This is a genomic window from Streptomyces sp. NPDC058662 (genome assembly GCF_042716255.1).
GTDB lineage: Bacteria > Actinomycetota > Actinomycetes > Streptomycetales > Streptomycetaceae > Streptomyces.
Genome location: NZ_JBHXRU010000038.1, coordinates 1 through 25,812, shown reverse-complemented (window position 1 = coordinate 25,812; position 25,812 = coordinate 1). Strand labels below are relative to the sequence as shown.

Annotated in this window: 25 protein-coding genes; 11 read left to right on the top strand and 14 right to left on the bottom strand. The window is 72.6% G+C overall.

Annotated elements, in window-relative coordinates; genetic code table 11:
- The first annotated feature begins 2 nt into the window (after nucleotides 1-2).
- The 3 genes from ACFWUQ_RS16125 (at nucleotide 3) to ACFWUQ_RS16115 (ending at nucleotide 2,058) form a co-directional block, all read left to right on the top strand.
- Complete coding sequence (locus tag ACFWUQ_RS16125) at nucleotides 3-1,178, top strand: helix-turn-helix domain-containing protein (RefSeq protein ID WP_384538232.1); 1,176 nt, start codon at nucleotides 3-5, stop codon at nucleotides 1,176-1,178.
- A gap of 84 nt (nucleotides 1,179-1,262) precedes the next feature.
- Nucleotides 1,263-1,745 (top strand): hypothetical protein, encoded by a 483-nt coding sequence (locus tag ACFWUQ_RS16120; RefSeq protein ID WP_384538230.1) that lies wholly within the window; start codon nucleotides 1,263-1,265, stop codon nucleotides 1,743-1,745.
- A gap of 169 nt (nucleotides 1,746-1,914) precedes the next feature.
- A complete protein-coding gene (locus tag ACFWUQ_RS16115) occupies nucleotides 1,915-2,058 on the top strand; it encodes a hypothetical protein (RefSeq protein ID WP_384538229.1) in 144 nt (47 codons plus the stop codon).
- 61 nt (nucleotides 2,059-2,119) lie between these two features.
- Here the strand turns inward: ACFWUQ_RS16115 and ACFWUQ_RS16110 are convergent, their stop codons facing one another.
- Nucleotides 2,120-3,961: an AMP-dependent synthetase/ligase gene (locus ACFWUQ_RS16110; RefSeq protein WP_384538227.1), complete on the bottom strand. Its 1,842-nt coding sequence runs from the start codon at nucleotides 3,959-3,961 to the stop codon at nucleotides 2,120-2,122.
- A gap of 85 nt (nucleotides 3,962-4,046) precedes the next feature.
- On the opposite strand from ACFWUQ_RS16110, the gene ACFWUQ_RS16105 reads away from it, so the two are divergent.
- Nucleotides 4,047-4,781 carry a MerR family transcriptional regulator gene (locus tag ACFWUQ_RS16105; protein WP_384538225.1) on the top strand — a complete coding sequence of 245 codons (735 nt, stop codon included), beginning with the start codon at nucleotides 4,047-4,049 and terminating at the stop codon, nucleotides 4,779-4,781.
- Nucleotides 4,782-4,822: 41 nt separating this feature from the next.
- On the opposite strand, the gene ACFWUQ_RS16100 is transcribed toward ACFWUQ_RS16105, so the two are convergent.
- The 8 genes from ACFWUQ_RS16100 to ACFWUQ_RS16065 form a co-directional block, all read right to left on the bottom strand.
- Entirely contained in the window at nucleotides 4,823-5,593 is a 771-nt protein-coding gene (locus ACFWUQ_RS16100) for a hypothetical protein (RefSeq protein ID WP_384538223.1), read from the bottom strand.
- Nucleotides 5,574-6,017 carry a hypothetical protein gene (locus tag ACFWUQ_RS16095; RefSeq protein WP_384538222.1) on the bottom strand — a complete coding sequence of 148 codons (444 nt, stop codon included), beginning with the start codon at nucleotides 6,015-6,017 and terminating at the stop codon, nucleotides 5,574-5,576. The genes ACFWUQ_RS16100 and ACFWUQ_RS16095 overlap by 20 nt, the downstream gene beginning before the upstream one ends.
- Nucleotides 6,007-7,497 carry a C2 family cysteine protease gene (locus ACFWUQ_RS16090; RefSeq protein ID WP_384538220.1) on the bottom strand — a complete coding sequence of 497 codons (1,491 nt, stop codon included), beginning with the start codon at nucleotides 7,495-7,497 and terminating at the stop codon, nucleotides 6,007-6,009. The genes ACFWUQ_RS16095 and ACFWUQ_RS16090 overlap by 11 nt, the downstream gene beginning before the upstream one ends.
- Complete coding sequence (locus tag ACFWUQ_RS16085) at nucleotides 7,494-7,856, bottom strand: hypothetical protein (protein ID WP_384538218.1); 363 nt, start codon at nucleotides 7,854-7,856, stop codon at nucleotides 7,494-7,496. The genes ACFWUQ_RS16090 and ACFWUQ_RS16085 overlap by 4 nt, the downstream gene beginning before the upstream one ends.
- 157 nt (nucleotides 7,857-8,013) lie before the next feature.
- Nucleotides 8,014-10,185 (bottom strand): 3-hydroxyacyl-CoA dehydrogenase NAD-binding domain-containing protein, encoded by a 2,172-nt coding sequence (locus ACFWUQ_RS16080; protein ID WP_384538217.1) that lies wholly within the window; start codon nucleotides 10,183-10,185, stop codon nucleotides 8,014-8,016.
- A 114-nt stretch (nucleotides 10,186-10,299) separates the two neighbouring features.
- Nucleotides 10,300-11,514: an acetyl-CoA C-acetyltransferase gene (locus ACFWUQ_RS16075; protein WP_384538215.1), complete on the bottom strand. Its 1,215-nt coding sequence runs from the start codon at nucleotides 11,512-11,514 to the stop codon at nucleotides 10,300-10,302.
- A gap of 27 nt (nucleotides 11,515-11,541) precedes the next feature.
- Nucleotides 11,542-12,684: an acyl-CoA dehydrogenase family protein gene (locus ACFWUQ_RS16070; RefSeq protein WP_384538214.1), complete on the bottom strand. Its 1,143-nt coding sequence runs from the start codon at nucleotides 12,682-12,684 to the stop codon at nucleotides 11,542-11,544.
- Between the two features lie 121 nt (nucleotides 12,685-12,805).
- Nucleotides 12,806-14,053, bottom strand: coding sequence for a CaiB/BaiF CoA transferase family protein (locus ACFWUQ_RS16065; RefSeq protein ID WP_384538212.1), 1,248 nt, complete (start codon nucleotides 14,051-14,053; stop codon nucleotides 12,806-12,808).
- Between the two features lie 362 nt (nucleotides 14,054-14,415).
- Between ACFWUQ_RS16065 and ACFWUQ_RS16060 the strand changes: the two genes are divergently transcribed.
- The gene (locus tag ACFWUQ_RS16060) at nucleotides 14,416-15,615 is read left to right on the top strand and encodes a saccharopine dehydrogenase family protein (RefSeq protein WP_384538210.1); all 1,200 of its coding nucleotides are present in this window, start codon (nucleotides 14,416-14,418) and stop codon (nucleotides 15,613-15,615) included.
- On the opposite strand, the gene ACFWUQ_RS16055 is transcribed toward ACFWUQ_RS16060, so the two are convergent.
- Nucleotides 15,612-16,292 (bottom strand): endonuclease V, encoded by a 681-nt coding sequence (locus ACFWUQ_RS16055; protein ID WP_384538208.1) that lies wholly within the window; start codon nucleotides 16,290-16,292, stop codon nucleotides 15,612-15,614. The genes ACFWUQ_RS16060 and ACFWUQ_RS16055 overlap by 4 nt on opposite strands.
- Before the next feature lie 26 nt (nucleotides 16,293-16,318).
- Here ACFWUQ_RS16055 and ACFWUQ_RS16050 point away from each other — a divergent pair, with 26 nt between their 5' ends.
- On the top strand, nucleotides 16,319-16,618 hold the full coding sequence (locus ACFWUQ_RS16050; RefSeq protein ID WP_384538206.1) for a YciI family protein: 300 nt from the start codon (nucleotides 16,319-16,321) through the stop codon (nucleotides 16,616-16,618).
- Nucleotides 16,619-16,643: 25 nt separating this feature from the next.
- Here ACFWUQ_RS16050 and ACFWUQ_RS16045 read toward each other — a convergent pair whose 3' ends face one another.
- Entirely contained in the window at nucleotides 16,644-17,756 is a 1,113-nt protein-coding gene (locus ACFWUQ_RS16045; protein ID WP_384538279.1) for a WD40/YVTN/BNR-like repeat-containing protein, read from the bottom strand.
- Between the two features lie 404 nt (nucleotides 17,757-18,160).
- Between ACFWUQ_RS16045 and ACFWUQ_RS16040 the strand changes: the two genes are divergently transcribed.
- The 3 genes from ACFWUQ_RS16040 to ACFWUQ_RS16030 all read left to right on the top strand — a co-directional run bounded on the left by ACFWUQ_RS16040 (nucleotide 18,161) and on the right by ACFWUQ_RS16030 (nucleotide 21,684).
- Nucleotides 18,161-18,577 (top strand): SsgA family sporulation/cell division regulator, encoded by a 417-nt coding sequence (locus ACFWUQ_RS16040; RefSeq protein ID WP_384538204.1) that lies wholly within the window; start codon nucleotides 18,161-18,163, stop codon nucleotides 18,575-18,577.
- Between the two features lie 227 nt (nucleotides 18,578-18,804).
- A complete protein-coding gene (locus ACFWUQ_RS16035; protein ID WP_384538202.1) occupies nucleotides 18,805-20,442 on the top strand; it encodes an ABC-F family ATP-binding cassette domain-containing protein in 1,638 nt (545 codons plus the stop codon).
- Nucleotides 20,443-20,712: 270 nt separating this feature from the next.
- A complete protein-coding gene (locus tag ACFWUQ_RS16030; protein ID WP_384538200.1) occupies nucleotides 20,713-21,684 on the top strand; it encodes an acyl-ACP desaturase in 972 nt (323 codons plus the stop codon).
- 93 nt (nucleotides 21,685-21,777) lie between these two features.
- On the opposite strand, the gene ACFWUQ_RS16025 is transcribed toward ACFWUQ_RS16030, so the two are convergent.
- The 3 genes from ACFWUQ_RS16025 to ligD form a co-directional block, all read right to left on the bottom strand.
- Nucleotides 21,778-22,020, bottom strand: coding sequence for a WhiB family transcriptional regulator (locus tag ACFWUQ_RS16025; protein WP_384538198.1), 243 nt, complete (start codon nucleotides 22,018-22,020; stop codon nucleotides 21,778-21,780).
- Between the two features lie 109 nt (nucleotides 22,021-22,129).
- Nucleotides 22,130-22,675 carry an RBBP9/YdeN family alpha/beta hydrolase gene (locus ACFWUQ_RS16020; RefSeq protein WP_384538197.1) on the bottom strand — a complete coding sequence of 182 codons (546 nt, stop codon included), beginning with the start codon at nucleotides 22,673-22,675 and terminating at the stop codon, nucleotides 22,130-22,132.
- 126 nt (nucleotides 22,676-22,801) lie between these two features.
- On the bottom strand, nucleotides 22,802-23,833 hold the full coding sequence (ligD, locus tag ACFWUQ_RS16015) for a non-homologous end-joining DNA ligase (RefSeq protein ID WP_384538195.1): 1,032 nt from the start codon (nucleotides 23,831-23,833) through the stop codon (nucleotides 22,802-22,804).
- Between the two features lie 75 nt (nucleotides 23,834-23,908).
- On the opposite strand from ligD, the gene ACFWUQ_RS16010 reads away from it, so the two are divergent.
- Nucleotides 23,909-25,018 carry an ATP-dependent DNA ligase gene (locus tag ACFWUQ_RS16010; RefSeq protein WP_384538193.1) on the top strand — a complete coding sequence of 370 codons (1,110 nt, stop codon included), beginning with the start codon at nucleotides 23,909-23,911 and terminating at the stop codon, nucleotides 25,016-25,018.
- 178 nt (nucleotides 25,019-25,196) lie between these two features.
- Complete coding sequence (locus ACFWUQ_RS16005) at nucleotides 25,197-25,721, top strand: NUDIX domain-containing protein (RefSeq protein WP_384538191.1); 525 nt, start codon at nucleotides 25,197-25,199, stop codon at nucleotides 25,719-25,721.
- Nucleotides 25,722-25,812 lie beyond the last annotated feature (91 nt).

Sequence of the window (25,812 nt, the reverse complement as noted above, 5' to 3'; positions counted from 1 at the left end):
CTATGCCCGCACTTGACGATGGCCACACCGGATCGCGGATCCAGGAACAGCGGCGCCTCGCCCGCCTCACTCAACGCGAGCTAGCCCACCGAATCCCGTACAGCCTCAGCCTTCTCAACCAAGTCGAATGCGGTGCGCGTCCCGCAACTCCCGGCTTCGTAGCGGCCGTGGCACAAGCTCTCAAAGTGGACGCGTCCCGGTTGACAGGCCCCCCTGCATTGACATCGCTGCCCCCCGACCGGCTGGTCTCCCTCGTCACCCCGATCCGGGAAGCCCTTGACCGGTTCGACCTCGGCCCCAACCTTGACCTGCTCAGGATCCGACCGTTGCCGAACCTGATCGCCGAGGCGGACACTCTGTGCCAGCAGGTGCGGGCCACACATCTTCGGGCCGCAGCACGCGCCCTGCCGGCTCTGATCATTGAGCTGACGCACACCGCGTGGACGGGGCCGACAACACCCGTGTGGCAGGCGCTCGCCTCGGCCTACCGCACCGCACACGACGTCACCCTGAAACTCGACCACCCAGACCTTGCTCGCGTCGCCCTCGACCGGATGGGCTGGGCGGCGGGCCGGGCGTCGGACCCCTGTCTGGAAGCCGTTCAGCGCTACAAGCGCGCGACCCTGTGGCGGGGCGCCATGTCCTCGTCGCTGATCACCTCCGGGCAGGCCTTGCTCAACGGAGAGACGAGCCGCGAGGCTCTGGCCGTGACCGGACAGCTCCACCTCGGGCTGGCTACGGTGGCTGCGACGAACGAGGACGCGGCCGCGGTGGATACGCACCTGGCCGCTGCCCGAGAGCTCGCGGACCGAGTGGGCGGGGAGGCCTGCGATGTGCACTGGCTGTCGTTCGGGCAAGCCAACGTGAAGCTGCACGAACTCGGTACCTCGATCGCTATGAGCGATTTCGACACGGCCCTCGCCCGGGCTCGAACCCTTCGCCTTCCGGCCTCGACGCTGACGTCCCGGCGGGCCCGTTACCTGGTGGACCGTGCGCTGGTGGAGATGGAGGCGGGGTCGGCGAAGACATCGCTGCGGTACCTGGCGGAGGCGCGGAGGGTGGCACCGGAGCAGACACGGCATCTGCCCGGCACAAGGAGCACGATCCGCGGGCTGGTGCACATGTCGCGGCGCGCGCCCGACAGCCTCGGGGGGATGGCTCGGTGGATCGGGCTGTAGCACTCACAAATCTGTGAGTAATCCTGCTCTGCCGCCGCGTCAGGCTGGTCTCACGACCCGTTGGCGACGGTAGGGAGAGCAGTCGTGAGACGCCGCGAGACGATGGGCGAATGGCTCGCTTCCAGTCACCCGGACCCCGCCCGGGTGTGGACGGAGTGGGCCGATTCCGGTATCGCCGTGATCCCGGTGGGCCGCGGGTTCGGCGCGGTCCGGCTGCCCGAGGCGATCGTCCACGCGGCCCTGGAGTCCGCGGACCCCGACAGAGTCGGCTCCGTACTCGACGACCGCCTGGACGGGCCCGTCATCCACGACGGACGCGGCCGCAACTACTACCCCCTGACGGCAACCGGCGCACAGCTCGACTGGGGGACCACCACCCCCGGCGTCGAGGCCCTGCCCCCCGGCACGCACCTCGGCGTCCCCGCCCCCGACCTCGACCGGTACTCGCCCCAGACGCCGGTGTACTGGGCGGCCCCCGGCCACGGGCCCCGGCACTGCCCCTCGGCCGCCGTCGCACTCCTCGTCCGCGTCGGCACGGCCCGCCTCGCCGAGGCCACACCGTGGTGAGCGCCGGCCTGGGGCGGATGGAGCAGCAGGCCTTCGATCTGACGCGGCTGACGCGGGAGGCCACCGCATCCGCGGCGCACCCGGACGGGGTGTGCGACCGGCAGGACGTGCCGTGTTCCTGCGGCCTGCCCGCCCGAATCGCACCGCTGTACGGCGGACCCATGGCCCGGTGCACGACCTGCGGATACGCCTGGGCCGTCCACCACCACCCGGCGCACTGCTGGGCCGCCGCGTGAACGAGCCGCGGCGACAGACCGCGTACGCCGTCATCGCGCTCGACGCCCTCGCCATCGTCGCCGTCGGCACCCGCTGAACCCCCGCCCCGGCCACCCGGGGGACTGACCGCCCCGCCCAGCCGGGCGGGGCGGTCCGGGTCACGGGGCCCGGTACGGGTCCTCGTACAGGCCGTCGATCAGGGATCCGTACTTCTCCCGGACGACGCGGCGCCGCAGTTTGAGCGACGGGGTGAGCTCCCCGCTCTCGGGCCCCCACTCCTCGGCCAGCAGCCGGTACCGCTTGATCTGCTCGGTGCGGTTGAGCCGGGCGTTGGCCGCCTCGACCGCGCGGGCCACCTCGGCGCGCACGGCCGAGTGCTCGGCCAGCTCGGCGGGCGAGGCCGCCTCCAGCCCCTGGGCGGCGGCCCACACCGGGGCCATGTCGGGGTCCAGGACCAGCAGCGCGACCAGGTAGGACCGGCCGTCGCCGTGCACCAGCGCCTGGCCGATCAACGGGTGCTCCTTGACCGTGTTCTCCACCAGCGCCGGGGAGACGTTCTTCCCGTTCGAGGTGATGATCAGTTCCTTCTTGCGGTCGGTCAGCCAGAGGAACCCGTCCTCGTCGAGCCGGCCGACGTCCCCGGTCGGGAACCAGCCCTGCGCGTCGGTCGCGCTCTCCACCGAGCCGTCGGGCCGCAGGTAGCCGCCGAAGACGGTGGCGCCCCGGGTGAGGATCTCCCCGTCCTGCGCGAGACGGATCTCCAGCCCCTCGATCGGCCGCCCCACCGATCCGAGCCGGAAGGCGTCCGGGCTGTTGACCGTGCACACGCCGGCGGTCTCGGTGAGCCCCCAGGCGTCCATGATGGTGATGCCCCAGCCGGCCCAGAAGCGGACCACGTCGATCGGCATCGGCGCGGTGGCACTGGCCGTCCATATCAGCCGGTCCAGGCCCGCGAGGCCCAGCAGCGGGTCGAGCACCTGCTCCTTGGCTCGGGTGTACGCGGTTTCGAGCGCGGCCGGGACCGGCTCACCGCGCTCCCGGTGGCCGGCCAGGGCGCGGGCCAGGTCGTTGGCCGCCTCGATGGCCTCCCGCTGCTCCCGCGGCAGCCGCGCAAGGACCGCCTTGACGCCGGCGGCGAGCTTCTCCCACACCCGGGGCACGCCGAAGAACTGCACCGGCCGCAGCTCGCGGACCGCTCCGGCGACGGCGGTGGGATCGGCGCACAGCCGGACGTGCGCGGCGCGCAGCAGGGGCAGGTAGATGCCCAGGACCCGTTCGGCGATGTGCGCGAAGGGGAGGTAGCAGATGTGCTCGGCGTGCTCGGGCAGGTCGACGTGCCGGTCGAGCCGGACCGTCTGGAGCATCAGGTTGCGGTGGGTCAGCCGGACGCCTTTGGGGTCGCCGGTGGTGCCCGAGGTGTAGACGACGGTCAGCGGGTCCTCGGGGCGGGTCTCGCGCCAGGCCTTCTCGAAGGAGTCCGCGCGGTGCTGCCGGGCGCCGCCCGCGTACAGGGACGCGTACGTGGAGTGCGGCCCGGCCTCGGCCGCCTCGGCCACCACCAGCCGCTCCAGCGGTACGCCCGGGTCGGCCAGCAGCGGTTCCCACCGGGCCAGTTCGCGGGCGCCCTCGACGACGGCGGTCCGGGCCCGGCTGTGGCGGGCGATGTGGGCTGTCTGCTCCGGCGCGGAGGTCCCGTACACGGTGACGGGGACGGCGCCGAGGTGGACGAGGGCGAGGTCGCTGAGCCAGTGCTCCGGTCGGTTGGACATCATCAGCAGCACGTGCTCGCCGCGCTCGACGCCGAGGGAGGCGTAGCCGGCGGCGAGGACGGCGACCTGCCGGCGGACCTCGCTCCAGCTGAGGGTCGTCCACTGCCCGGCATCGGGTCCGGTGCGCCACGAGAGGGCGGGGAGCTCCCCGTACTCGGCGGCGTTGCGGGCCAGCAGGGCAGGCACGGTGAGGTCTTCGGGTCGTCCGGGCAGTCGCAGGTTCGTGGGCATGGGCAGCTCCTGGCCGTTTCACATCGTTGGTGCGACAGCAATACTGTTGAACCCAAGCTGTGGAGCAGAGAGCGAGGCGCAGACGATGGCCGACCAGGCACCCGAGCCGATGCTCACCGTGGACGAGCTGGCGGCCCGGGCGGGCGTCACCGTGCGCACCGTACGGTTCTACAGCACGCGCGGGCTTTTGCCCCCTCCCGTGATCGGTCCTCGTCGGGTGGGCCACTACGGCCCGGAGCACCTGTCCCGGCTGGCCCTGATCGAGGAGTTGCAGCACCAGGGCATGACCCTGTCGGCCATCGAGCGCTATCTGGAAGCGCTCCCCGCCGACCTGAGCCCGCACGACCTGGCTATCCACCGCGCGATGGTGGCGAGTTGGGCCCCGGACGCGGCGCAGGAGGCGTCGCGGGAGGAGTTGGAGCGGCGGGCGGGGCGGCCGCTGACGGACACCGATGTCCGGCGGCTGACGGCGATGAACGTGCTGGCGCCCTCGGGAGGGGGGTTCCGGGTGGACGTGGGGCTGCTGCGGCTGGGGGTCGCCCTGCTCGACGTACCGATCGCGCACGAGACGATCCTGGCGGCCCGGCAGGTCCTGGTGGAGCACACCAGGTCGGCGGCGCACGAGCTGACCGCACTGTTCCGGGACGAGGTGTGGGGGCCGTTCACCGAGGGCGAGAGCGATCCGGAGCGGGTGGAGTCGATGAAGGCCCTGTCCGCGCACATGCAGCCGATGGTGGTGCAGGCGCTGGTGACGGCCTTCCAGCGCTCGCTGCGTGAGGAACTGCGGGCGGCGTTCGTCTCCGGGGACGACGCGGCGTAGCCGCCAAATCCCCCGGGCGCGGGCGCCCGGGGGATGTCGGGCTACGCCGTGCGCCGCAGCCGCACCGCCTGCTCCGTCAGCTCCGCCACCTCGAAGCGGGCACCGGCGAGCTCCACGGTGTCGCCGATCCGGACGTCCTCGTAGTCGGCCACCATGACGGCCGCGCACACGCCCTTGAAGTGGGCCGTTCCCGCCTGCGGGTCGACGGCCGCGACCGTCAGGGACAGGCCGGTGGGGAAGCGCGCCGCACCGCCGTTGGCGAGGATCGACAGCATGCCGCCCTCCGCCGGGAACCCCTTGGACGCCGCGGCCGCCACCGCGGGGTCGGTGGTGAAGCACAGCCCGTCGTCCGCGGCGCCACCGGTCGACTTCATCGACGCGGGCGCCTTGGCGAGGGCGGCCCGGTCGCCCGCGTCCGCCGGCTCCAGGACGACCCGGTAGGAGCAGATCTGGCCCACGGTGTAGGCGCGGCCCGCGAACGTGACCTGCTGGCCGGGGGTGACCGTCTGCTCCGGCCTGCCGTCCTCGTACACGGCCCCCTCGCGCAGGACCGCGGTACGGGTGGTGCCGTCGGCGCTCGCGGCGACGTACTGCGCCCCTCCCCCGCCGGGCAGCCGGAAGCCGCCGCCGCGCAGCAGGCGCACGCCGTCCTTCGAGGCCTCGCCGACGCAGACCGGCCCCTTGTCGGCCGGGGCCGGGGCCGCGGGCGCCGTCGGGTCCGCACCGCCGGCCTCGTCGTGCGTGCCGCATGCCGTCAGCAGCAGCGCGGTGACCGCCGCCGCGGCGGCGTGCCTAGCGGCCGGCCTGTGCATCCGTCGCTCCCTTGCCGTGGTCGTCATCGGTCCCGGGGCCGTCGCCCCCGGGGCCGCTTCCGGGGCCGTCCCCCGCGTCCCCGCCGGCGTCGTCCCCGGCGTCGTCCCCGCGGTCCGCCGCCCGTACGAGCACCACGCGGGTGCGGTACTCGACGTCCCGGACGCGCCAGGTGTCGCCGGTGATCTCCACCGTGTCCCCGGGCGTGAGGTCGTCGTGGCGCGCCACGAGTTCGCCGGCGTGGCTGATCGTGATCCGCCCGTGCACGGAGGGCTCGGCGAAGAGGTCCGCCAGGACCTGGTACGTCCGGCCCTCGTGCACGACGGCGTACGGCACGTGGTAGCGCAGGGGCCAGCGGCCCTCGAACTCGAAGGGGTACTTCACCTTCCGGGGTTCGGATTCGGCCGTGCTGCCGTCAGGGGACATCGAACGCCTCCGGGCTCTGGAAGTACTTGTTGAACTCCTCCTGGGAGACGACGATCGGCTTGTAGCCGGCGGTGCCCCAGGGGTTGCCCAGGATGATCTTCCCGTCGTCCGTGAACCCGCGCACGTAGTAGGCGTGGTTGGTGCAGTACGAGGGGTCCCAGGACTTCGGGTGGTTCTTGGCCAGACTCTCGTCGGGCGGGGTGGAGACGGTCAGGACCTTGCCCGCGTCGAAGGCGTTCTTGAGCGAGGACAGGTTCTTGTCGTCGTGTTCGCCGATGCCCAGGAAGCCGCCCGTCCTGAGGTCCTGGCCCTCCTGCCCGGTCAGGTAGGGGGCGGACTTCTTCGGGTCGTCGCCCTCGATCCCGCCGTAGCCGCGCTCCCCGTCACCGTCGTCGGCGTAGGCGATCGCGAAGGCCTTCTCGTAGTACGCGGGCCAGGTCTCGCCGTTGCCGTACGTGCTGATCGGGCTGCCGTTCTGGTCCGTGGGCAGGTCCGCGGTCATGGTGATCCACTGGTACGAGCCGTTCTTGTCCCAGACCCGCACGCTGACCGTGCCGTTCGGATTCTGCTTGATGCCGTCCTGGATGAACTGCGGGTCCTTCTGGGCCAGTCCGGCCAGCGAGGCGACGTACCAGCAGTCGCCGAACTGCCGCTGGTTGACGTCGTCGGCCGAGACGCCGTTGTTGAACAGGGGGTCCGAGGGCGGGGCCCAGTGGATGCCGTTGTTGGTCTGGCCGTTCTGGTTGTTCCCGCCGCTCTCGTAGGCGCCCGTGTTGGTGAAGGTCGGCTGGATGCCGGGGAACGCGGTCTGGAACGTGCCGATGTTCTCCGGGCTGATCTTCGCGAGCATTCCTCCGAGGGTCTGCCGCAGCCGGCTCTCCGGAAGCCCGTTGTTGTCGAACGGGGACCAGCCCGAGTCGTCGGTGCAGGTGGCCAGCTGGTTGAAGAAGGCGAGGTCCTCGGGCGACGCCTTGGCGATGAGGGCGTCCGCCTCGGCAGCCGTCAGCCCGTCCAGCTCGCGGGCGATCTTCTCCAGGTCGTCGCGGTTGCCGTTCACCCCGAAATCCGTGCCGCGCAGACCCTCCAGGCGGCGCAGCGCGTCGTCGATCTTCTTGGCGTCGGGCGCCGCCTCGTCCAGGAAGAGGAGGCTGTCACTGACCGGGTACCCCTTGCGGGCGAGCTCCTGGAGCCCTTCGAGCTGCGTGATCCGGCGGGTCATCGACGACTGCATCTCGCCGAGTTCACCGCCGAGGGAGCCCGGCAGGCTCCGGCGGCCGAAGAACGGCATGGGGACCAGGTCGCCGACCAGGTCCTGCAGGGCCGGGCTCCGGGAGGCCGACTGCCCGGCGGGCAGGTTCTGCTGAGCCGTGGTCAGGACCGCGGCGAGCTGGGTGTGGAGGCGGCCGCTGTTCTGCCCGAGACCGTCCAGGTCCTTGGCGAGCCTCCTCAGTTTGGCGGCGTCGAAGCCCCTGAAGGTCATCGGTTGCCGCCCGTGGCGGCTTCGGCCTTGTCCTTCGCCGTGGCCTGCTTGTCGAGTTCGGCGGCCTGGTTCTCCCAGCGCGTGGCGTCTGCCTGCAGGGCGCCGCCCATGCCGTTCAGCGACTGCCGGTGGTTCTGAAGGACGGTGGTGCACTGGTCGGCGAACGGGCCCTGCCAGATCACCGCCGCGTCACCGCCGGACCACAGGCTGCTCGCACGGGGCGTCGCCCGCTTGACCGCGTCGTCCAAGTACGGTCCGAGCCTGCCGGCGAGCGCCCGCGCCTCCCGTGCGCAGTCGCGCAGCTGCCGCGCGCGCTTCCTCAGCTCGGCGGCCTCGCCGCTGCTCTCCTTCACCTCCACGTGTGCCTTCTCCCCCTGCGACTCGCCCCTCGACGCCACGGAACCCGCACGGCGTCACTCGCGCAGCAGCATAACCAGGCGCGGTACGCGCGTTCGAATCGCGGGGAAGGCCCGCCGGCCGCGGTGCGGGACCGGCGGGCCTTCCCCGTGCGCGGTCCTAGTCGGTGTAGGTCTCGCCGCGTTCGGCCTTCGCCACGAGCGAGGCGGGCGGGGTGAAGCGCTCGCCGTACGTGCCGGCGAGCTCGCGGGCACGGGCCACGAAGCCCGGCAGGCCGCCCTCGTACCCGTTGATGTACTGGATCACGCCGCCGGTCCAGGCCGGGAAGCCGATGCCCATGATGGAGCCGATGTTCGCGTCGGCGACGGAGGTGAGGACCCCCTCGTCGAGGCAGCGGACGGTGTCGAGCGCCTCGGAGAAGAGCATCCGCTCCTTCATGTCCTCGAAGGGGATCTCGTGCCCCGGCTTGGCGAAGTGCTCGCGCAGTCCGGGCCACAGGCGGGAGCGCTTCCCGCTCTCGTCGTACTCGTAGAAGCCCGCCCCGCCGCTGCGGCCCGGGCGGCCGAACTCGTCCACCATCCGGTCGATGACGGTGTCGGCCGGGTGCTCCGCCCACGGGCGGCCCTCGGCCTCGAAGGCCTTGCGGGTCTCGTTGCGGATCTTGCGCGGGAGGGTGAGGGTCAGCTCGTCCATCAGGGAGAGCACCTTGGCCGGGTAGCCGGCCTGGGCGGCCGCCTGCTCCACGGAGGCGGGCTCGGCGCCCTCGCCGACCATGGCCACGCCCTCGTTGATGAACTGGCCGATGACGCGCGAGGTGAAGAAGCCGCGCGAGTCGTTGACGACGATCGGCGTCTTGTTGATCTGGCGGACGAGGTCGAAGGCGCGGGCGACGGCCTCGTCGCCGGTCCCGGCGCCCTTGATGATCTCGACGAGCGGCATCTTGTCGACCGGCGAGAAGAAGTGCAGGCCGATGAAGTCGGCGGGCCGCGCCACCCCTTCGGCGAGGCCGGAGATCGGCAGGGTCGAGGTGTTGGAGCAGAGCAGCGCGTCGGGCGCGACGACGTCCTGGACCTCCTGGAACACCTTGTGCTTGAGGGCGGTGTCCTCGAAGACGGCCTCGATGACGGCGTCGCAACCCGCGAGGTCCGCGGGGTCGGCGGTCGGGGTGATCCGGTCGAGCAGCTCGGCGCGCTGGGCCTCGGTCGTGCGGCCCCTGGAGACGGCCTTGTCCAGCAGCTTCTGCGCGTACGCCTTGCCCTTGGCGGCGGCCTCGGCGGTGACGTCCTTCAGCACCACCTCGATGCCCGCGCGGGCACAGGAGTAGGCGATGCCCGCGCCCATCATGCCGGCGCCGAGCACAGCGACCCTGCGGACCTGGCGCGGGGCGATGCCCTGGGGCCGGCTGCGGCCCGCGTTGACGGCCTGGAGGTCGAAGAAGAACGCCTGGATCATGTTCTTGGCGGTCTGGCCCGTGACCAGCTCGGTGAAGTAGCGGGCCTCGATCGTCAGCGCGGTCTCGAAGTCCACCTGCGCGCCCTCGACTGCGCAGGCCAGGATGTTGCGGGGCGCCGGATAGGGGGCGCCGTTCAGCTGCTTCTTCAGGTTGGCCGGGAAGGCGGGGAGGTTGGCGGCGAACTTCGGCTGGGACGGCGTGCCGCCCGGGATCCGGTAGCCGGGGGCGTCCCAGGGCTGCGCCGACTCGGGGTGGGCATCGATGAAGGCGCGCGCCTTGGCGAGCATCTCCTCGGGCGTGGCGGCCAGTTCGTGGACCAGGCCGTTCTCCAGGGCGCGCCGAGGGGTGTACTGGGTGCCCTGGAGGAGGACCTTGAGCAGCGCGTCCGCGATGCCCATGAGGCGCACGGTACGGGTGACGCCGCCGCCGGCCGGGAGCAGGCCGAGGGTGACCTCGGGCAGGCCGATCTTGGAGCCGGGCGCGTCGAGGGCGACGCGGTGGTGGCAGGCCAGGGCGATCTCGTAGCCGCCGCCGAGGGCGGCGCCGTTGATGGCGGCGACGACGGGCTTGCCGAGGGTCTCGATGCGGCGCAGGGAGCGCTTGATGGCGGTGCCCGTGTCGAAGGCGAGCTGCGCGTGCTCGGGGCGCAGCCGGATCATGTCCTTGAGGTCGCCGCCGGCGAAGAAGGTCTTCTTGGCGGAGGTGAAGACGATGCCCCGGATGGAGTCCTTCTCGGTCTCGGCGCGGTCCGCGACGGCTTCGATGGAGTCCTTGAAGGCCTGGTTCATCGTGTTGGCGGACTGGTCGGGGTCGTCGAGGACCAGGGTGACGACGCCGGTCTCGTCCTGTTCCCAGCGGATGGTACGGGTCTCGGTCATGGGGTGGGTCTCTCCGTGGAAGTCTGGTTCGGCAGGGCTGGGCGGGGGCCGGGTGTCCCGGCTCGGGCGCTGCGGGGCGGGCGGGGCCTTCGCCGCGCCGCGCGGCTGGACGGCCTACAGGCGTTCGACGACGGTGGCGACGCCCATGCCGCCGCCCACGCACAGGGTGACGAGCCCGTAGCGCTTGTCCTGGCGTTCCAGTTCGTCCACGACGGTGCCGAGGATCATCGCACCGGTGGCCCCCAGCGGGTGGCCCAGCGCGATGGCGCCGCCGTTGACGTTGACCTTGTCCAGCGAGACGCCCATGTCCTTGACGAAGCGCAGCACGACGCCCGCGAAGGCCTCGTTGATCTCGATCAGGTCGATGTCGTCGATGGTCAGGCCGGCCTTGGCGAGGGCCTTGCGGGTGGCCGGGGCGGGTCCGGTGAGCATGATGGTGGGCTCGGAGCCGGAGACGGCCGCCGAGACGATCCGGGCGCGCGGCGCGAGGCCGTTGCGCTCCCCGGCCTCGCGGGAGCCGATGGCGACCAGCGAGGCGCCGTCCACGATGCCGGAGGAGTTGCCCGCGTGGTGGACGTGGTCGATCCGCTCCACCCAGTGGTACTTCTGCAGCGCGACCGCGTCGAAGCCGCCGAGGTCGCCGATGTCCGCGAAGGACGGCTTGAGCCTGGCGAGGCTGTCGGCGGTGGTCCCCGGGCGGATGAACTCGTCGTGGTCCAGGACGACGAGGCCGTTGCGGTCGGTGACCGGGACGACCGACTTCGCGAAGCGGCCCTCCTTCACGGCGGCGGCGGCGCGCTCCTGCGAGAGCGCCGCGTACTCGTCCACGTCGCGCCGGGAGAACCCCTCGATGGTGGCGATCAGGTCGGCGCCGATGCCCTGCGGGACGAAGCCGGTGTCCCAGTTCGTCATCGGGTCCGCGAACCAGGCGCCGCCGTCGGAGGCCATCGGGACACGGGACATGGACTCCACCCCGCCCGCGAGGACGAGGTCCTCCCAGCCGGAGCGGACCTTCGCCGCCGCCATGTTGACCGCTTCCAGGCCCGAGGCGCAGAAGCGGTTCTCCTGCACGCCGGCCACGGTGTCCGGGAGCCCGGCGGCGATGGCCGCGATCCGCGCGATGTCGGAGCCCTGGTCGCCCACCGGGCCGACGACGCCGAGCACGATGTCGTCGATGGTCGCCGGGTCCAGTCCGGGGTTGCGCTCCCGCAGCGCGTGGATGAGGCCGACGACCAGGTCGATCGGCTTGGTGCCGTGCAGGGATCCGGTGGCCTTGCCGCGGCCGCGCGGGGTGCGGATCGCGTCGTACACGTACGCTTCGGTGCTCACTGGTCAAGCCTTTCTGAGGGTGCGGCGTCAGCCGAGGAGGGAGCGGCCGATGATCTCTTTCATGATCTCGGTCGTACCGCCGTAGATGGTCTGGATGCGCCCGTCGGTGAAGGCCCGCGCGACCCGGTATTCGGTCATGTATCCGTATCCGCCGTGGAGTTGCAGGCAGCGGTCGGCGACCCGCTTCTGCAGCTCGGTGGCCCACCACTTCGCCATGGAGGCGTGGACGTGGTCCAGTTCGCCGTCCGCGTGGTCGGCGATGCAGCGGTCGAGGAAGGTGCGGGTGACGGCGCACTCGGTGGCCATCTCCGCTATCTCGAAGCGGATGTGCTGGAGCTTGGAGAGCGGCCGCCCGAAGGCCTCGCGCTCCTTGACGTACTGCGTGGTGATCTCCAGCAGGTACTCGGCCGCGGCGATCGCGGCCGTCGCGATGCCCATCCGCTCCTGCGCGAGGTTGGTCATCAGGTGGCCGAACGCGCCGTTCGGCTCCCCCAGGAGGTTCTCCTTGGGCACCCGTACGTCGTGGAAGAAGAGCTCGGCCGTGTCCTGCGCCTTCTGGCCGATCTTGTCGAGGTTGCGGCCGCGTTCGAAGCCCTCCGCGCCGCGCTCGACGACCAGCAGCGACAGGCCGTGCGCCCCGCCCTCCGGGGTGGTCCGGGCCACGACGATCACCAGATCGGCGAGGATGCCGTTGGAGATGAAGGTCTTCGAACCGTTCAGTACCCAGTGGTCGCCCCGGTCCTCGGCCGTGGTCCGGATCCCCTGGAGGTCCGAGCCCGCGCCCGGCTCCGTCATCGCGATGGCCGTGATCGTCTCGCCCGAGCAGAACCCGGGCAGCCAGCGGCGCTTCTGCTCCTCGGTGGCGAGGGAGGTCAGGTACGGGCCGATGATGTCGTTGTGCAGGCCGATGGCCAGACCCGGGGCGCCGGCCCGGGTGAACTCCTCGGCGATCACGGCGGCGTACCGGAAGTCGGCGTTGCCGCCGCCCCCGTACTCCTGCGGCACGGCCAGGCCCAGCAGCCCCTGGCGCCCCGCGGCCCGCCAGACCGCGCGGCTGACGATGCCGTCCTTCTCCCACTGCTCGTAGTGCGGCAGCACCTCCTTGGCGAGGAAGGTGCGTACCGTCTCGCGGAACGCCTCGTGGTCGGCGTCGAAGATCCGGCGTTTCATCGATGGGCTCCTCACAGCCAGTTCCTGACGATTTCGACCAGCCGCGCCGGCTCGGCGCCGACGGGCGTGACGTTGAGCATGGTGGCGCCCGCTTCCCGGAAGGGCTGCGTGGACAGCTCCATCAGCCCTCCTTCGCGGACGGTGCCGCCGGGGTGTCCCGCGGCCGGTCCGGCGCGTCGTCCAGGAGGGCCGGTACGCCCCAGTCGGCCGCTACGGAGGCGGTGTGCGCGCCCGGCAGGGCGGGTCCGCCGGAGACCGAACCCGGGGTGGCCGAGAAGCGCGGCGCGGGGGCGGGCTGGATGATCCCGCCGACGTCGGTGAAGGTCCCGCGCGCGGCGAGGTGCGGGTGGTGCGGGGCCTCGCGCAGCGAGAGCACGGGGGCCACGCAGGCGTCGCTGCCCTCGAAGACCTGCGTCCACTCCTGCCGGGTGCGGGACTTGAAGCGGGTGGCGACGGCCTCGCGCAGCTCGCCCCAGCGGGCGGTGTCCTTGCGGGCGGGGGCCCCGTCCCGGATGCCGAGGAGGGTGGTGAACTCGTCGTAGAACTGCTGCTCCAGCGCGCCGACCGCCATGTACTGGCCGTCCGAGGTCTCGTAGGTGCCGTAGAAGGGGCAGCCGCCGTCGAGGAGGTTCGCCCCGCGCCGGTCCTGCCAGCCGCCCGCCGCCATCATCCCGTGGATCATGGCGGTGAGGTGGGCGGTGCCGTCGACGATGGCGGCGTCGACCACCTGGCCGGCGCCGGCGGCGCGGGCGTGCTGGAGGGCGGCGAGAACGCCGATGACCAGGTAGAGCGAGCCGCCCGCGTAGTCCCCGACCAGGTTGGCGGGAACGGCCGGCGGTTCACCCGGGCTGCCGATCATGCCCAGCGCGCCGGTGACCGCGATGTACGCGATGTCGTGCCCGGCGGTGCGGGCGAGCGGGCCGTCCTGGCCCCAGCCGGTCATCCGGCCGTAGACGAGCCCGGGGTTGCGGGCGTGGCAGTCGGCGGGGCCGACGCCGAGCCGTTCGGCGACTCCGGGGCGGAAGCCCTCGATGAGGATGTCGGCCCGTTCGACGAGGTCCAGGACCCGGGCGGGGCCCCCGGGCGCCTTGAGGTCGACGAGGACGGACCGCTTGCCGCGGTTGGTGATGTCGTGGGCCGGGTCGACGGCGAGCCCGCCGCCGCCCGGCCGGTCCACCCGTACGACGTCCGCGCCGAGGTCCGCGAGGAGCATGGCGGCGAAGGGGCCCGGTCCGATACCGGCCAGTTCGACGACGCGCACACCGGCGAGCGGGCCGCGCCCGGCGGAGGCGCCGCCGGAGGGGCCGTCGCCGGAGGGGCCCCCTCCGGGCCTGCCGGCGTCCGCGTACCCGTTCCCTGTCACTGCCATCGAGCCCCCAGCATTCCGGTCCGCGCGGTGATACGACTGTGTGACACAACTGATGTAACACCAGCGATGCTAGGAACGCGGCCCACGCAGCACAAGAGCAAGCGCTTAGTCGTTTAGTCGTTTCGCCGGACGGCCCTGCCGCGCCACCCCCGGGGAGCCGCACGCCGGCACTGCGGCCGGAGGGGTCTGCCGGGTCGCGGTATCGGGTGCGGTGCCTCGCGGGGCGCAGGGCCGCGACGGGTACGGGACGTACTGTCATGGCTGACAACGCGGCGAGGCGCCGTGCCGCGCGCCGTGACACGGTGACTTCCTCCGGCCTCGGCACTAGCCTCGGCCACCGACACCACCTGGGAGGAGCGGCCATGAACGCGACGGTTCGACAGGACCACACGGAACGGCCTTACGACGTGGTGCTGTTCGGCGCCACGGGCTTCGTGGGGGCCCTGACCGCCGAGTACCTCGCCGCGCACGCGCCCGCCGGCTGCCGGTGGGCCCTGGCCGGCCGCGACCTCGCGAAACTGGAGCGGCTGCGCGAGCGGTTGGCCGCGGCCGATCCCTCCCACGCGGAGCTGCCCCTGCTCCGGGCGGACGCCTCGGACGCCGCGGCCGTGCGCGAACTCGCCGCGTCCACACGGGTCCTGGCCACCACCGTGGGCCCGTACGTCTGGTACGGCGCGCCCCTGGTCGCCGCCTGCGCGGAAGCGGGCACCGACTACGTGGACCTGACCGGCGAGCCGGAGTTCGTGGACCGGATGTACGTCGAACACGACGCGCGCGCCCGCGAGACCGGCGCCCGTATCGTGCACGCCTGCGGCTTCGACTCGATCCCGGCCGACCTCGGCGCGTACTTCACCGTGCGCCAACTGCCCGAGGGCGTGGCGATCGCCGTCGACGGCTTCATGCGGTCGAACGCGTTCTTCTCCGGCGGGACCCTGGCCTCGGCTCTGACCGCGCTCAGCCGGGGCCCCCAGACCCTGTCGGCCGCGCGCGCCCGCCGGCTGCACGAGCCCCGGCTGCTCGGACGCCGGGCCCGGGGCCCGGTGGGCGCGCCCCGGTACAGCCGGGAGACCGGCGCCTGGGCCCTTCCGCTGCCGACGCTGGACCCCACGATCGTCGCCCGCTCGGCGGCCGCCCTGGAGCGGTACGGCCCGGACTTCCGCTACCGCCACTTCGCCTCCGTCAAGCACCTGCCCGTCGCTTTGGGCGGTACGGCCGCGGTCGGCGCGGCGGCGGTCCTGGCACAGGCCCCGCCCGCCCGGCGCTGGCTCATGGACCGCTGGGAGCCGGGGCAGGGGCCCGACGCGGAGCGGCGGGCGCGCAGCTGGTTCACCGTGCGGTTCGTGGGCGAGGGCGGCGGACGGCGCGTCCTGACCGAAGTCGCGGGCGGCGACCCGGGCTACGGGGAGACCGCGAAGATGCTGGCGGAGTCGGCGCTCTGCCTGGCCCACGACGCCCTCCCGGAGGTCTCCGGCCAGCTGACGACGGCCGTCGCGATGGGTGACGCCCTCATCGCCCGCCTCCAGAAGGCCGGCATCACCTTCCGGGTGGCGGACGCGCGCTAACGCGTCGCTTCGCGCAGGGCCCGCCGGCACAGGGAGTCGGCGTGCCGGGTGGTCTCGGGGATGCGGAAGCGGGGGCTCAGCGCGAGGGCGTGGGCGCAGGCGTTGTCGAGCGAGACGCGGTGGCCGACGGAGACGTAGACCGGCTTGACCCCGTCCTGCGTGCGCAGCGCCCGCCCGACCTCCGCGCCGTCGGCGGCCCGCAGCGCGGCGGCGTGACCGCGCCGGGCTCCGGGCTCCTCGTAGGTGAAGGTGAACGGGTTCTTCGCCACCCCCATGACCGGGAGCCCGGTGACCACGCCGAGGTGGCAGGCCAGGCCGAAGCCGCGGGGGTGGGCCAGCCCGTACCCGTCGCAGACGACGAGTCCGGGCGCGGTGGTGAGGGCGTCGAGGGCCGCCAGTACGGTCGGCAGCTCGCGGAAGGCGAGCAGGCCGGGCACGTAGGGGAAGCTGACGTGCCCCACGGCCGTGGCCTCCTCCACGACCTCCAGGGTGGCGGCGTCGAGCACCACGGCCGCGGCGGCGACGAGGTCGCGCGCGTCGTCGTACGCGACGTCCACCCCCGTGACCAGCCCCACGCCGGGCGGCGGCCCGGTCTCGGTGAGCACTACCTGATGGCGCAGTTCGTCCTGTATCGCCCGGGCCTCGGCCTCGTCGGCGGGGGTCTTCGCACTCGTCATGATGAGGCGAGAGTAGCCTGGCGATCATGTTCGTCATGGAGCTCACCTACACCGCGCCCATCGAAGCCGTGGAAGACCAGTTGGACGCCCACATGGCGTGGCTGGACGGCTACTACGCGTCCGGCGTCTTCCTCGCGTCGGGACGCAAGATCCCCCGCGACGGCGGTGTGATCCTGGCCGGCGGCGTCTCGCGGGCCGAGGTCGAGAGGATCGCGGCCGAGGACCCCTTCACGATGGCGGGCGTCTGCGCCTACCGCATCACGGAGTTCATCGCCACGAAGACCTCCTCGGACCTTGCGGCGGTCCGCGAGAACCCGGCCCTGTAGGCCGCGGGCGACGCGCCGGCCGCGGTCACCGCCGCTCCAGCCTTCCCACCCGCCCCTTCTCCCCCGCCGCCCAGCAGCCCGTGTCCCGCGCGCACGCGACCGTGTCGAACGAGCCCGCCGCCAGCGGCCGCCAGCTGTGCCCGCCGTCCGTCGTCAGGTCCGTACCCGTGGGGCCGACCGCCAGGGCCGTCGCCGCGCTGTACGGGAACCAGGCCGCGCCCGAGCGGTACGCCGGGGGCGGGGCCGCCGCCGGGCGCCAGGTCCGGCCGGCGTCCGAGGTGACCGCCGCCGCCTGCGGCGACGGCTGCCCCGTCCGGTAGTCACCGCCGACCGCGACACCCCTCGTACGGTCCCGGAACGCCAGGGCGAACACGCCCCGCGCCGGGTCGCCCGCGGGGAGGGTGGACTCGGCGACGCGCCAGTTCAGGCCCCGGTCCGAGGAGTGCAGGATCCGGGCGGCGGCTCCCCCGCCCGTGGCGAGCCATACGTCGCGCGGCCCCGCGCCGACCAGGCACTGGCCGCTCGCCGCGAAGCCGGCCTCGCCCGGCAGCGCCTCCGGCATGCCCGCGGTCGGCAGCACCCGCCAGGTCCGCCCGCCGTCGTCCGTGGACAGGATGCGGAACCTGCCGTCCACCGGATCGCTCATGGCCAGCCCGTGCCGGGCGTCGAAGAAGGTGAGGCAGTCGTAGAAGGCGCGCGGATCGGGGTTGCGGAAGGTCTCGGTCCAGGTGGCGCCGCCGTCCTCGGTGCGCAGCACCCGCGAGGCCTCGCCCTCACCGATCGACAGGGCGACCGCGCGCCGGGCGTCGAAGGCCTCGATGTCCCGCAGTTCCAGTCCCTGCGCGACCGCGTCCGGCGGTGAGACGTCCCGCCAGCTGCGGCCCCCGTCCACGGTGCGCAGGACAGTCCCCCGGGAGCCGGCCACCCAGGCGGTGTTCCGGCTGACGGCCGCCAGGCCCCGGAAGCGCGAGTCCGTGCCGGTCTCCTTCAGGGCCCAGTCCACGCCGAACCGGCCTGTCCCCGCCCCCGCATCCGCCGTGCCGGTGCCGGTACCGGCACCGGCACCGGCACCGGCCAGGTCTTCCGCGGTCGCGGCGCTTCCACGGTCCGCCGCCGCCGCTGACGCGCCCCCCGGCATCCCGCCCCCGGCGTGGGCGGGCGCGGCCAGCAGCCCCGCCGCCAGAAGTGCCCCGCACATGCCGACGCCGAGTCCAGCTCCCAGAAGTCTCATGGCGCCGGAAGCTAACGCACCGCGGATCCGCCGTCCAGGGTGCCTCCGGCCCCCGGAAAGCCGCGCCTTGGGCCTGTGGAGTGAGCGGTAACCAGCCCTTCTCCGGCGGCCGGTCGCTCGGGGAACCGGGTGACCGTCCTTGGCTCGCACCTGACCTTTGGTCACTCTGTGCGATCACACAGGCAACTTCTGGCCAATCGGTGACACAGGTCACGTCACCCCTCATGCACGGAATTGCCGATTCCGGCGTCTATCGGGTTGCCGGGCGTCAGCCACTGCCCGGCAGCAGATCCGCCGCAAGGGAGTGAGCCGTGATCACTGTCATCGAGCAGGCCATGCAGGCCCGTCTGGTCGCCATCGCGCCGAAGATCGAGATCGTTCCCGTCACTCTCTGCTACGAGCGGTCCGATCCCTTCGCCATCCGGATGACATTCCCCGCCCCCGCCACCCTGGAGGGCGTCGCCGTCTCGTGGACCTTCGCGCGCGAACTGCTGGAGTCGGGGCTCAGCGGCCCCGCGGGCCACGGCGACGTGCGGGTGCGCCCCTACGACGGCGACCGGACCACGATCGAGTTCCACGCGCCCGAGGGCGTCGCGATCGTCCTGCTCCTGACGGCCGAGCTGCAGCGCTTCCTGGAGCGGGCCGCGAGCGTCGTCCCGCCCGGCATGGAGCACCTCTACCTCGACGTGGACCAGAGCCTGGCGCAGCTGATGCGCGACACCTGCTGACCGCGCGCACCTGCGCCCGCACACCCGTCGGCTCCCCTTCGTCGCGTTATTCGTTTGCGGGCGGCTCCGGCCGCCCGTAGCTTCGTGAACGGCCCATTGCCGCCGAAACGGAGTAGGACATTGCTCGTCTGAGGTTCGAGACACCGACCACCGCGACCACCCGCGTCGCCGCCCCGTCGGCTGTCTCCCCGCGTTGCACGCACCACTCACGCAACCTGGAGGCCTCCATGAGCCATGCCCCTGTTTTCATCACCTGCTCCGACCTGTCCTTCGACTGGCCCGACGGAACCCCCGTCCTCGACGGCTTCCAGCTCACCGTGGGCCCCGGCCGCACCGGCCTGATCGGGCTCAACGGATGCGGAAAATCCACCCTGCTGAAACTGATGGCCGGTGAACTGACCCCGAATGAGGGCCAGTTGTCGGTCGCGGGCACGGTCGGCCACCTCCCGCAGGACGTCACCCTCGACACCGCGCTCCGCGTGGACGAGGCGCTGGGCATCCGCGCCACCCGGACCGCCCTGCACGCCATCGAGGCCGGCGAAGCCACCGAGGCGAACTTCGCCGCCGTCGGCGACGACTGGGACGTCGAGGAGCGGGCCCTGGCCGCACTCGACCAACTCGGGCTCGCCCGCGTCGGGCTGGACCGTACGGTCGGCGAGCTGTCCGGCGGCGAGTGCGTACTGCTGCGCCTGGCGGCCCTGCTGCTCGCGCGTCCCGACGTGCTGCTGCTGGACGAGCCCACCAACAACCTGGACCTGCGCGCCCGGGGCCGGTTGTACGAGGCGGTCGAATCCTGGACCGGCGTGCTGGTCCTGGTCAGCCACGACCGTGAGCTGCTGGAGCGGGTGGACCAGATCGCCGAACTGCGCGACGGCGAGGTGCGCTGGTACGGAGGCAACTTCACCGCCTACGAGGAGATGCTCGCGGCCGAGCAGGAGTCGGCGGAACGGATGGTCCGCGTCGCCGAGGCGGACGTGCAGCGCCAGAAACGCGAACTCATCGACGCACAGGTCAAATTGGCCCGGCGCAAGCGGTACGGGCAGAAGATGTTCGAGAACAAGCGCGAGCCGAAGATCGTCATGGGCGCACGCAAGCGGTCGGCGCAGGAATCGGCGGGCAAGCACCGGATCATGCACACCGAGAAGCTCACCCAGGCGAAGGAGCGGCTCGACCGGGCGGAGGAGGCGGTGCGCGACGACGCCGAGATCCGCGTCGAACTGCCCGCCACCCGCGTGCCGCCCGGCCGGCGCGTGCTGACCCTGGCCGATGTGGAGCTCGCCCACGGCGCCGCCGTGCGGGGCGAGTGGGAGCTGCGCGGACCGGAGCGGATCGCACTGGTCGGCCGCAACGGTTCGGGCAAGACCACCCTGCTGCGCATGATCGCCGGACTGCCGGCTCCGGCCTCGGGGACGGCGGTGACGCACGTGGCCACGCGGTTCCTGCCGCAGCGGCTGGACGTGCTGGACGAGGACCGCACGGTGGTGGAGAACGTGGCCCGGTTCGCCCCGCAGGCCACCAACAACGTGATCCGGGCCCGGCTCGCGCACTTCCTCTTCCGGGGCACCCGGGCGGACCGGCCGGCCGGCACCCTGTCGGGCGGCGAACGGTTCCGGGCGGCACTGGCGGCACTGCTGCTCGCGGAGCCGGCCCCGCAGCTGCTCATGCTGGACGAGCCGACGAACAACCTCGACCTGGCGAGCGTGCGGCAGCTGACGGACGCGCTGGAGTCGTACGAGGGAGCGCTCCTCGTGGCGAGTCACGACGTGCCGTTCCTGGAGTCGATCGGGATCACGCGCTGGCTGCTGCTGGACGGCGAGCTGCGGCCGACCACGGCCGAGGAGGTGCGGGCGACCCTCTGGCACTGACGGTGCGGCCGTCGCCGAGGCGGGCCGCGAACACCGGAACTTTGCCCTCCGCGTGCTGCCTCCCGCCGTCAAGGCGGGGGCGGCGCGCCACCTGGTCGCATGACTTTCAGGCCGGGCTTCCCCTCTCAGGGCCCCTCAAACTGCATAGATAACTACAGGTAACCGGACATAGGCACGCCTGGGGCTTGGCCTCACCTTGATGTCGCGCTTAACCTACGACTCCGTAGGCTACGGAACCGTAGGTAATTCGCTTTGCACTCAGGAGTACCCGTGACGATCGCCTCTCCCCACCTCGGCAGCTCGGAGGCGTGGACGGACGCCAAGCTGCTGTTCGCGCTGGAAGAGGTGGTGGAGAAGGAACTCAACCGCCACCTGACGGTCACCAAGGACTGGATGCCCCACGAGTACGTCCCGTGGAGCGACGGCCGGAACTTCCCCGGATTCTTCGAGGACGGCGAGGCCTGGGACCCGGAGCAGTCCAAGGTCACCGAGATCGGCAAGATCGCGCTGGTCGTGAACCTGCTGACCGAGGACAACCTCCCCAGCTACCACCACGAGATCGCCTCGCTCTTCGGCCGGAACGGCGCCTGGGGCACCTGGGTGCACCGCTGGACGGCCGAGGAGGGCCGCCACGGCATCGTCATGCGCGACTACCTGCTGGCCTCCCGCGCCGTGGACCCGGACAAGCTCGAAGCCTTCCGGATGCAGCACATGTCCGAGGGCTTCGAGTCCGACAACCGGCACTCGATGCTGCACTCGGTGGCGTACGTCGCCTTCCAGGAGCTCGCCACGCGCATCTCGCACCGCAACACCGGGCACCAGTCCGGCGACCCGGTGTGCGACCGGATGCTGGCCCGCATCGCGCAGGACGAGAACCTGCACATGGTCTTCTACCGCAACCTGCTGGGCGCGGCCTTCGAGATCGCCCCGGACCTCACCATGCAGGCCGTCCGGGACGTCGTCGTCAACTTCCGGATGCCCGGCCACGGCATGCCCGGCTTCGAGCGGATGGCCGCGCAGATGGCGATCGGCGGCGTCTACAACCTGCGGATCCACCACGACGACGTACTCAGCCCCGTGATCCGCTTCCTCAAGATCATGGACATCGACGGTCTCGGCCCCGAGGGCCGCAAGGCCCAGGAGGAGCTCGGCCTGTTCATGAACGGCCTGGACTCCGAGGCCCGCAAGTTCGACGAGCGCCTGGCCGCGCGCGCGGCCCGGATCGCCGCCCGCAAGGCCTGAGCCACCCCGTACCACTCCGTACCGCCACACCGTGCGCCCCGGCCGGAGCCCGTGCTCCGGCCGGGGCGCACGGCTGTGTCGGAGTCGGTGCGGTCAGCGGCTGGTGCGCAGGGCGAGGCGCTCGGCCTCGGAGAGGCCGCCCCACACACCGAAGCGCTCGTCGTTGGCCATGGCGTAGTCCAGGCACGCCGCCCGCCCCTCGCACGCCCCGCACAGCCGCTTCGCGTCGCGCAGTGACGAACCGGGTTCCGGGAAGAAGAAACCGGGTCCCGTCTGGGCGCAGAGGGCCAGGTCGTACCAGGCGGGAGCGGCGGCTGCGGTGGTGTTCATCGACATGCCGGTGATCCTCGCCGCCGCCGATGGACGTCCGATCAACGCCTGATCAACACCCTGCGGGCACTCCCCGAGGACCAGCCTCCCATCCGCCACTGACAGCGGGCCCGGGTCAGGCGTCGACCAGGCCGTCCAGCAGTTCCCGGCCGGTCCGCCAGTCGCCGAGGGCGCTGCCCGAGTTGATGTGCCCGTGGCCGGTCACGAGGTGCAGCTCCGCCTGCCATCCCCGGGCGAACGAGGCGGCCGCCGGAGCGTCGCAGTACGGGTCGTCGTCGCTGGCCACCACCATGCTCCGGCACGGCAGCGGACGTATCGGCGGATCGAGGAAGGTGGCGGCGGCACGGGCCGGGAAGGCCGGCCCCCGGGGGTTCGGGGGCGCGACCAGGAAGGCCGCGACGCCCTCGGGCCGCGCCTGCTCCAGCCAGTGGGCGGCGGCCCAGCAGCCCAGGCTGTGCGCCACCAGCACCACCTGGCGGTCCCGCCCGGCAACGCTCTCGTAGGCGGTCTGGACCGCGGCGGTCCAGTCGGACAGGTCCGGCTCGCTCCAGGAGGCCGGCGCGGTCCGGGCCGCGGCGGCTCCCCACCGGGCCTCCCACCGGCTCTGCCAGTGCTGCTCGTCCGAACCGTCGATCCCGGGGATGACGACGTACGCGACCATCGCCTACCGTCCTTCCAGTCGCGGGGCTCCCACGTCATGGGTCCACCCCGGGCCCATTCTCGACGGATCAGCGGCCCCGACCGGCCCCGGCCCCCACGCGAGGGCGCCGGACGCGGTCCCCGGCGGCTACCCGCCCGCGCCGTCGTCCTGCTTCGCGCGGCTCGGTTGGACGCGTTTGGGTTCCCCCGGCATCTTCGGGTAGTCCGGCGGGTACGGCATGTCGCCCAGGCCGTTGTCGTGCTCGTCGCGGGCGGCGAGCTCCAGCACGGTGTCCAGGGTGAAGGCGTGGTCGTCCATGTCCGCGTGCAGATCCCCCAGTTCGGCGAAGCGGGCCGGCATCGTCACGATGTCGAAGTCCCTCGGCTCCGCGTCGTCCACCTCGTCCCAGCGCAGCGGCGCCGACACGGGGGCGTGCGGCCGCGGGCGGACCGAGTAGGCGGAGGCGATCGTGCGGTCGCGCGCCGTCTGGTTGTAGTCGACGAAGATGCGTTCGCCCCGCTCCTCCTTCCACCAGGCCGTCGTGACCTTGCCCGGCATCCGGCGTTCCAGCTCACGGCCGAGGGCGATCGCGCACCGCCGGACCTCGGTGAAGGTCCAGCGAGGCGCGATGGGCACGAAGACGTGCAGGCCCCGGCCCCCCGAGGTCTTGGGCCAGCCGCGCAGGCCCAGTTCCTCCAGCAGCGCGCGCAGCTCATGGGCGGCCGCCACCGCGTGGTGGTAGTCGGTGCCGGGCTGCGGGTCGAGGTCGATGCGCAGTTCGTCGGGCCGGTCGGTGTCCTCGCGCCGCACCGGCCAGGGGTGGAAGGTGAGGCAGCCCAGATTCGCGGCCCACAGGACGGCGGCGGGCTCGGTCGGGCAGATCTCGTCGGCCGCGCGACCGCTGGGGAAGGCGATGTGCGCGGTCGGGATCCAGTCGGGGAGGTTCTTCGGGGCGCGCTTCTGGAAGAACGACTCGCCCTCCACCCCCTCGGGGAAGCGCTCCAGGGTCGTGGGCCGGTCGCGCAGGGCCCGGGTGATCCCGGGCCCGACCGCCAGGTAGTACTCGGCCACGTCCCGCTTGGTGAGCCCGCGCTCCGGGAAGTACACCTTGTCGGGGCTGGACAGCCTGACCGTCCGCCCGCCCGCGTCCAGCTCGATCGCATTACCGGCAGCACCCATGTGCGCCACGGTAGGCGGGCCCGGCCGGGTGCGCATACCGGGCGGGGCCGGACGTACCACCGCAGAATTCCAGCTATGGACCTGCCGGTGATGCCCCCTGTGAAACCGATGCTCGCCAAGTCCGTGGCGAAGATCCCGCCGGGCATGCAGTACGAGGCCAAGTGGGACGGCTTCCGGGCCATCGTGCACCGCGACGGCGACGAGGTCGAGATCGGCAGCCGTACGGGCAAGACGCTCACCCGGTACTTCCCGGAGCTGGTGGCGGCGCTGAAGGAGAACCTGCCCGGCCGGTGCGTCGTGGACGGAGAGATCGTCATCGTGTGCGGCGGGCGCCTGGACTTCGACCGGCTGACCGAGCGCATCCACCCCGCGCAGTCCCGGGTCACCCTGCTCGCCGGGTCCACCCCGGCGAGTTTCGTCGCCTTCGACCTGCTCGCGCTCGGCGACGACGCTCTCCTCGACACCCCGCTCGGCGAGCGGCGCCGCGCCCTCGTCCAGGCCCTCTCCACCGCTCGTCCCCCCGTCCATCTCGCACCCGCGACCACCGATCCGGCGCTCGCCCAGGAGTGGTTCGAGCGGTTCGAGGGCGCCGGGCTCGACGGTGTGGTCGCCAAGCCCCTCGACCTCCCCTACCGGCCCGACGCCCGCCTGATGTTCAAGATCAAGCACGAGCGTACGGCCGACGTCGTCGTCGCGGGTTTCCGTTTCCACAAGAGCGGTCCGATCGTCGGATCACTCCTCCTCGGCCTGTACGACGGCCAGGGCGCGCTCCAGCACGTCGGAGTGTGCGCCGCCTTCCCGATGAAGCGCCGGGCGGAGATGGTCGAGGAGCTCGAACCGCTGCGCATGCCGGAGGTCCAGGAGCACCCCTGGGCCGCCTGGGCGCAGGAGTCTGCCCACGAGAGCGCCCGGCTGCCGGGTGCGCAGAGCCGCTGGACCGGGAAGAAGGACCTGTCGTGGGTGCCGTTGCGGCCGGAGCGGGTCCTGGAGGTGCGGTACGACCACATGGAGGGGGACCGCTTCCGGCACACCGCCCAGTTCGCCCGCTGGCGGCCCGACCGGGAGCCGGAGAGCTGCACCTACGCGCAGCTGGAGGAGGTCGTCGGCTACGACCTCGCCGAGGTCCTCAGCCCGCCCCCCGCGCCCACCGGCACCGGCACCGGCACCGGCACCGGCACCGAGTAGACCGCGACCGTCGCGCTCCGGGGCCGGCACGGAGCGGGAGCGGACCGGCCGCGGCCGGAACCGCGCCGAAGTCCGCGTGCTCCGTTTGACAAGGCGTCCTGCCGGAGCGGCACATTGGTCCCACGGCCGACGAGGAGGCCCGGACCACGCCGGCCGCCACCCCACCGGAAGGACGGACATGACCGACCCCGCCGAACCCCCCGCACCCGCGGCCCGACCCGAGCGTCCGGAGCGCGCGGCCCCGCAGCCCAACGCCGTGGTCGGCGTCGGGCTGGTCGTCGTCGGGCCCGACGGCCGGATCCTGCTCGGGCAGGCTCACGACGGCCGGTGGGAACTCCCCGGCGGCAAGGTCGACCCCGGGGAGGGCTTCGAGCAGGCCGCCGCCCGCGAGCTCGCCGAGGAGACGGACCTGCGGACGCCACCCGAGGCCGTCCGGATCCTCGCCGTCCACATCGACGCGAAGACCGGCGTGACCCGCCTGACCGCGGCCGCCGTGACCACGGCGGCGCGGGGCGTCCCGACGGTCACCGAGCCACACAAGATCGTGTCCTGGCAGTGGTTCGCACCGGTCGAGATCCCCGCGGCGCTCTACGCGCCCTCGGCCGCCGTCCTGCGCGCCTGGCGCCCGGACCTCGCGGCCCCGGCACACGCGCCCGCGTACGACTACCCGACCGCCGACGCGCCCGGCCGGGGCTTCGCCTAGTGCCGTGGCCGGAAAGGTTTGCCGGGTCGCGGTGTCCGGTGCGGTGCATCGCAAGACGGCGGACCACGGCTCGTACTGGACGTACCGCCGT

Bases quoted from the DNA above. Each gene is read 5' to 3' on its own strand.
- ACFWUQ_RS16105 (WP_384538225.1), top strand. From the start codon at position 4,047: ATGGCCGACCAGGCACCCGAGCCGATGCTCACCGTGGACGAGCTGGCG.
- ACFWUQ_RS16010 (WP_384538193.1), top strand. From the start codon at position 23,909: ATGGACCTGCCGGTGATGCCCCCTGTGAAACCGATGCTCGCCAAGTCC.
- ACFWUQ_RS16090 (WP_384538220.1), bottom strand. From the start codon at position 7,497: ATGACCTTCAGGGGCTTCGACGCCGCCAAACTGAGGAGGCTCGCCAAG.
- ACFWUQ_RS16100 (WP_384538223.1), bottom strand. From the start codon at position 5,593: ATGCACAGGCCGGCCGCTAGGCACGCCGCCGCGGCGGCGGTCACCGCG.
- ligD (WP_384538195.1), bottom strand. From the start codon at position 23,833: ATGGGTGCTGCCGGTAATGCGATCGAGCTGGACGCGGGCGGGCGGACG.
- ACFWUQ_RS16065 (WP_384538212.1), bottom strand. From the start codon at position 14,053: ATGGCAGTGACAGGGAACGGGTACGCGGACGCCGGCAGGCCCGGAGGG.
- ACFWUQ_RS16055 (WP_384538208.1), bottom strand. From the start codon at position 16,292: ATGACGAGTGCGAAGACCCCCGCCGACGAGGCCGAGGCCCGGGCGATA.
- ACFWUQ_RS16005 (WP_384538191.1), top strand. From the start codon at position 25,197: ATGACCGACCCCGCCGAACCCCCCGCACCCGCGGCCCGACCCGAGCGT.
- ACFWUQ_RS16095 (WP_384538222.1), bottom strand. From the start codon at position 6,017: ATGTCCCCTGACGGCAGCACGGCCGAATCCGAACCCCGGAAGGTGAAG.
- ACFWUQ_RS16020 (WP_384538197.1), bottom strand. From the start codon at position 22,675: ATGGTCGCGTACGTCGTCATCCCCGGGATCGACGGTTCGGACGAGCAG.
- ACFWUQ_RS16025 (WP_384538198.1), bottom strand. From the start codon at position 22,020: ATGTCGATGAACACCACCGCAGCCGCCGCTCCCGCCTGGTACGACCTG.
- ACFWUQ_RS16080 (WP_384538217.1), bottom strand. From the start codon at position 10,185: ATGACCGAGACCCGTACCATCCGCTGGGAACAGGACGAGACCGGCGTC.
- ACFWUQ_RS16035 (WP_384538202.1), top strand. From the start codon at position 18,805: ATGAGCCATGCCCCTGTTTTCATCACCTGCTCCGACCTGTCCTTCGAC.
- ACFWUQ_RS16070 (WP_384538214.1), bottom strand. From the start codon at position 12,684: ATGAAACGCCGGATCTTCGACGCCGACCACGAGGCGTTCCGCGAGACG.
- ACFWUQ_RS16045 (WP_384538279.1), bottom strand. From the start codon at position 17,756: ATGCCGGGGGGCGCGTCAGCGGCGGCGGCGGACCGTGGAAGCGCCGCG.
- ACFWUQ_RS16060 (WP_384538210.1), top strand. From the start codon at position 14,416: ATGAACGCGACGGTTCGACAGGACCACACGGAACGGCCTTACGACGTG.
- ACFWUQ_RS16050 (WP_384538206.1), top strand. From the start codon at position 16,319: ATGTTCGTCATGGAGCTCACCTACACCGCGCCCATCGAAGCCGTGGAA.
- ACFWUQ_RS16110 (WP_384538227.1), bottom strand. From the start codon at position 3,961: ATGCCCACGAACCTGCGACTGCCCGGACGACCCGAAGACCTCACCGTG.
- ACFWUQ_RS16125 (WP_384538232.1), top strand. From the start codon at position 3: ATGCCCGCACTTGACGATGGCCACACCGGATCGCGGATCCAGGAACAG.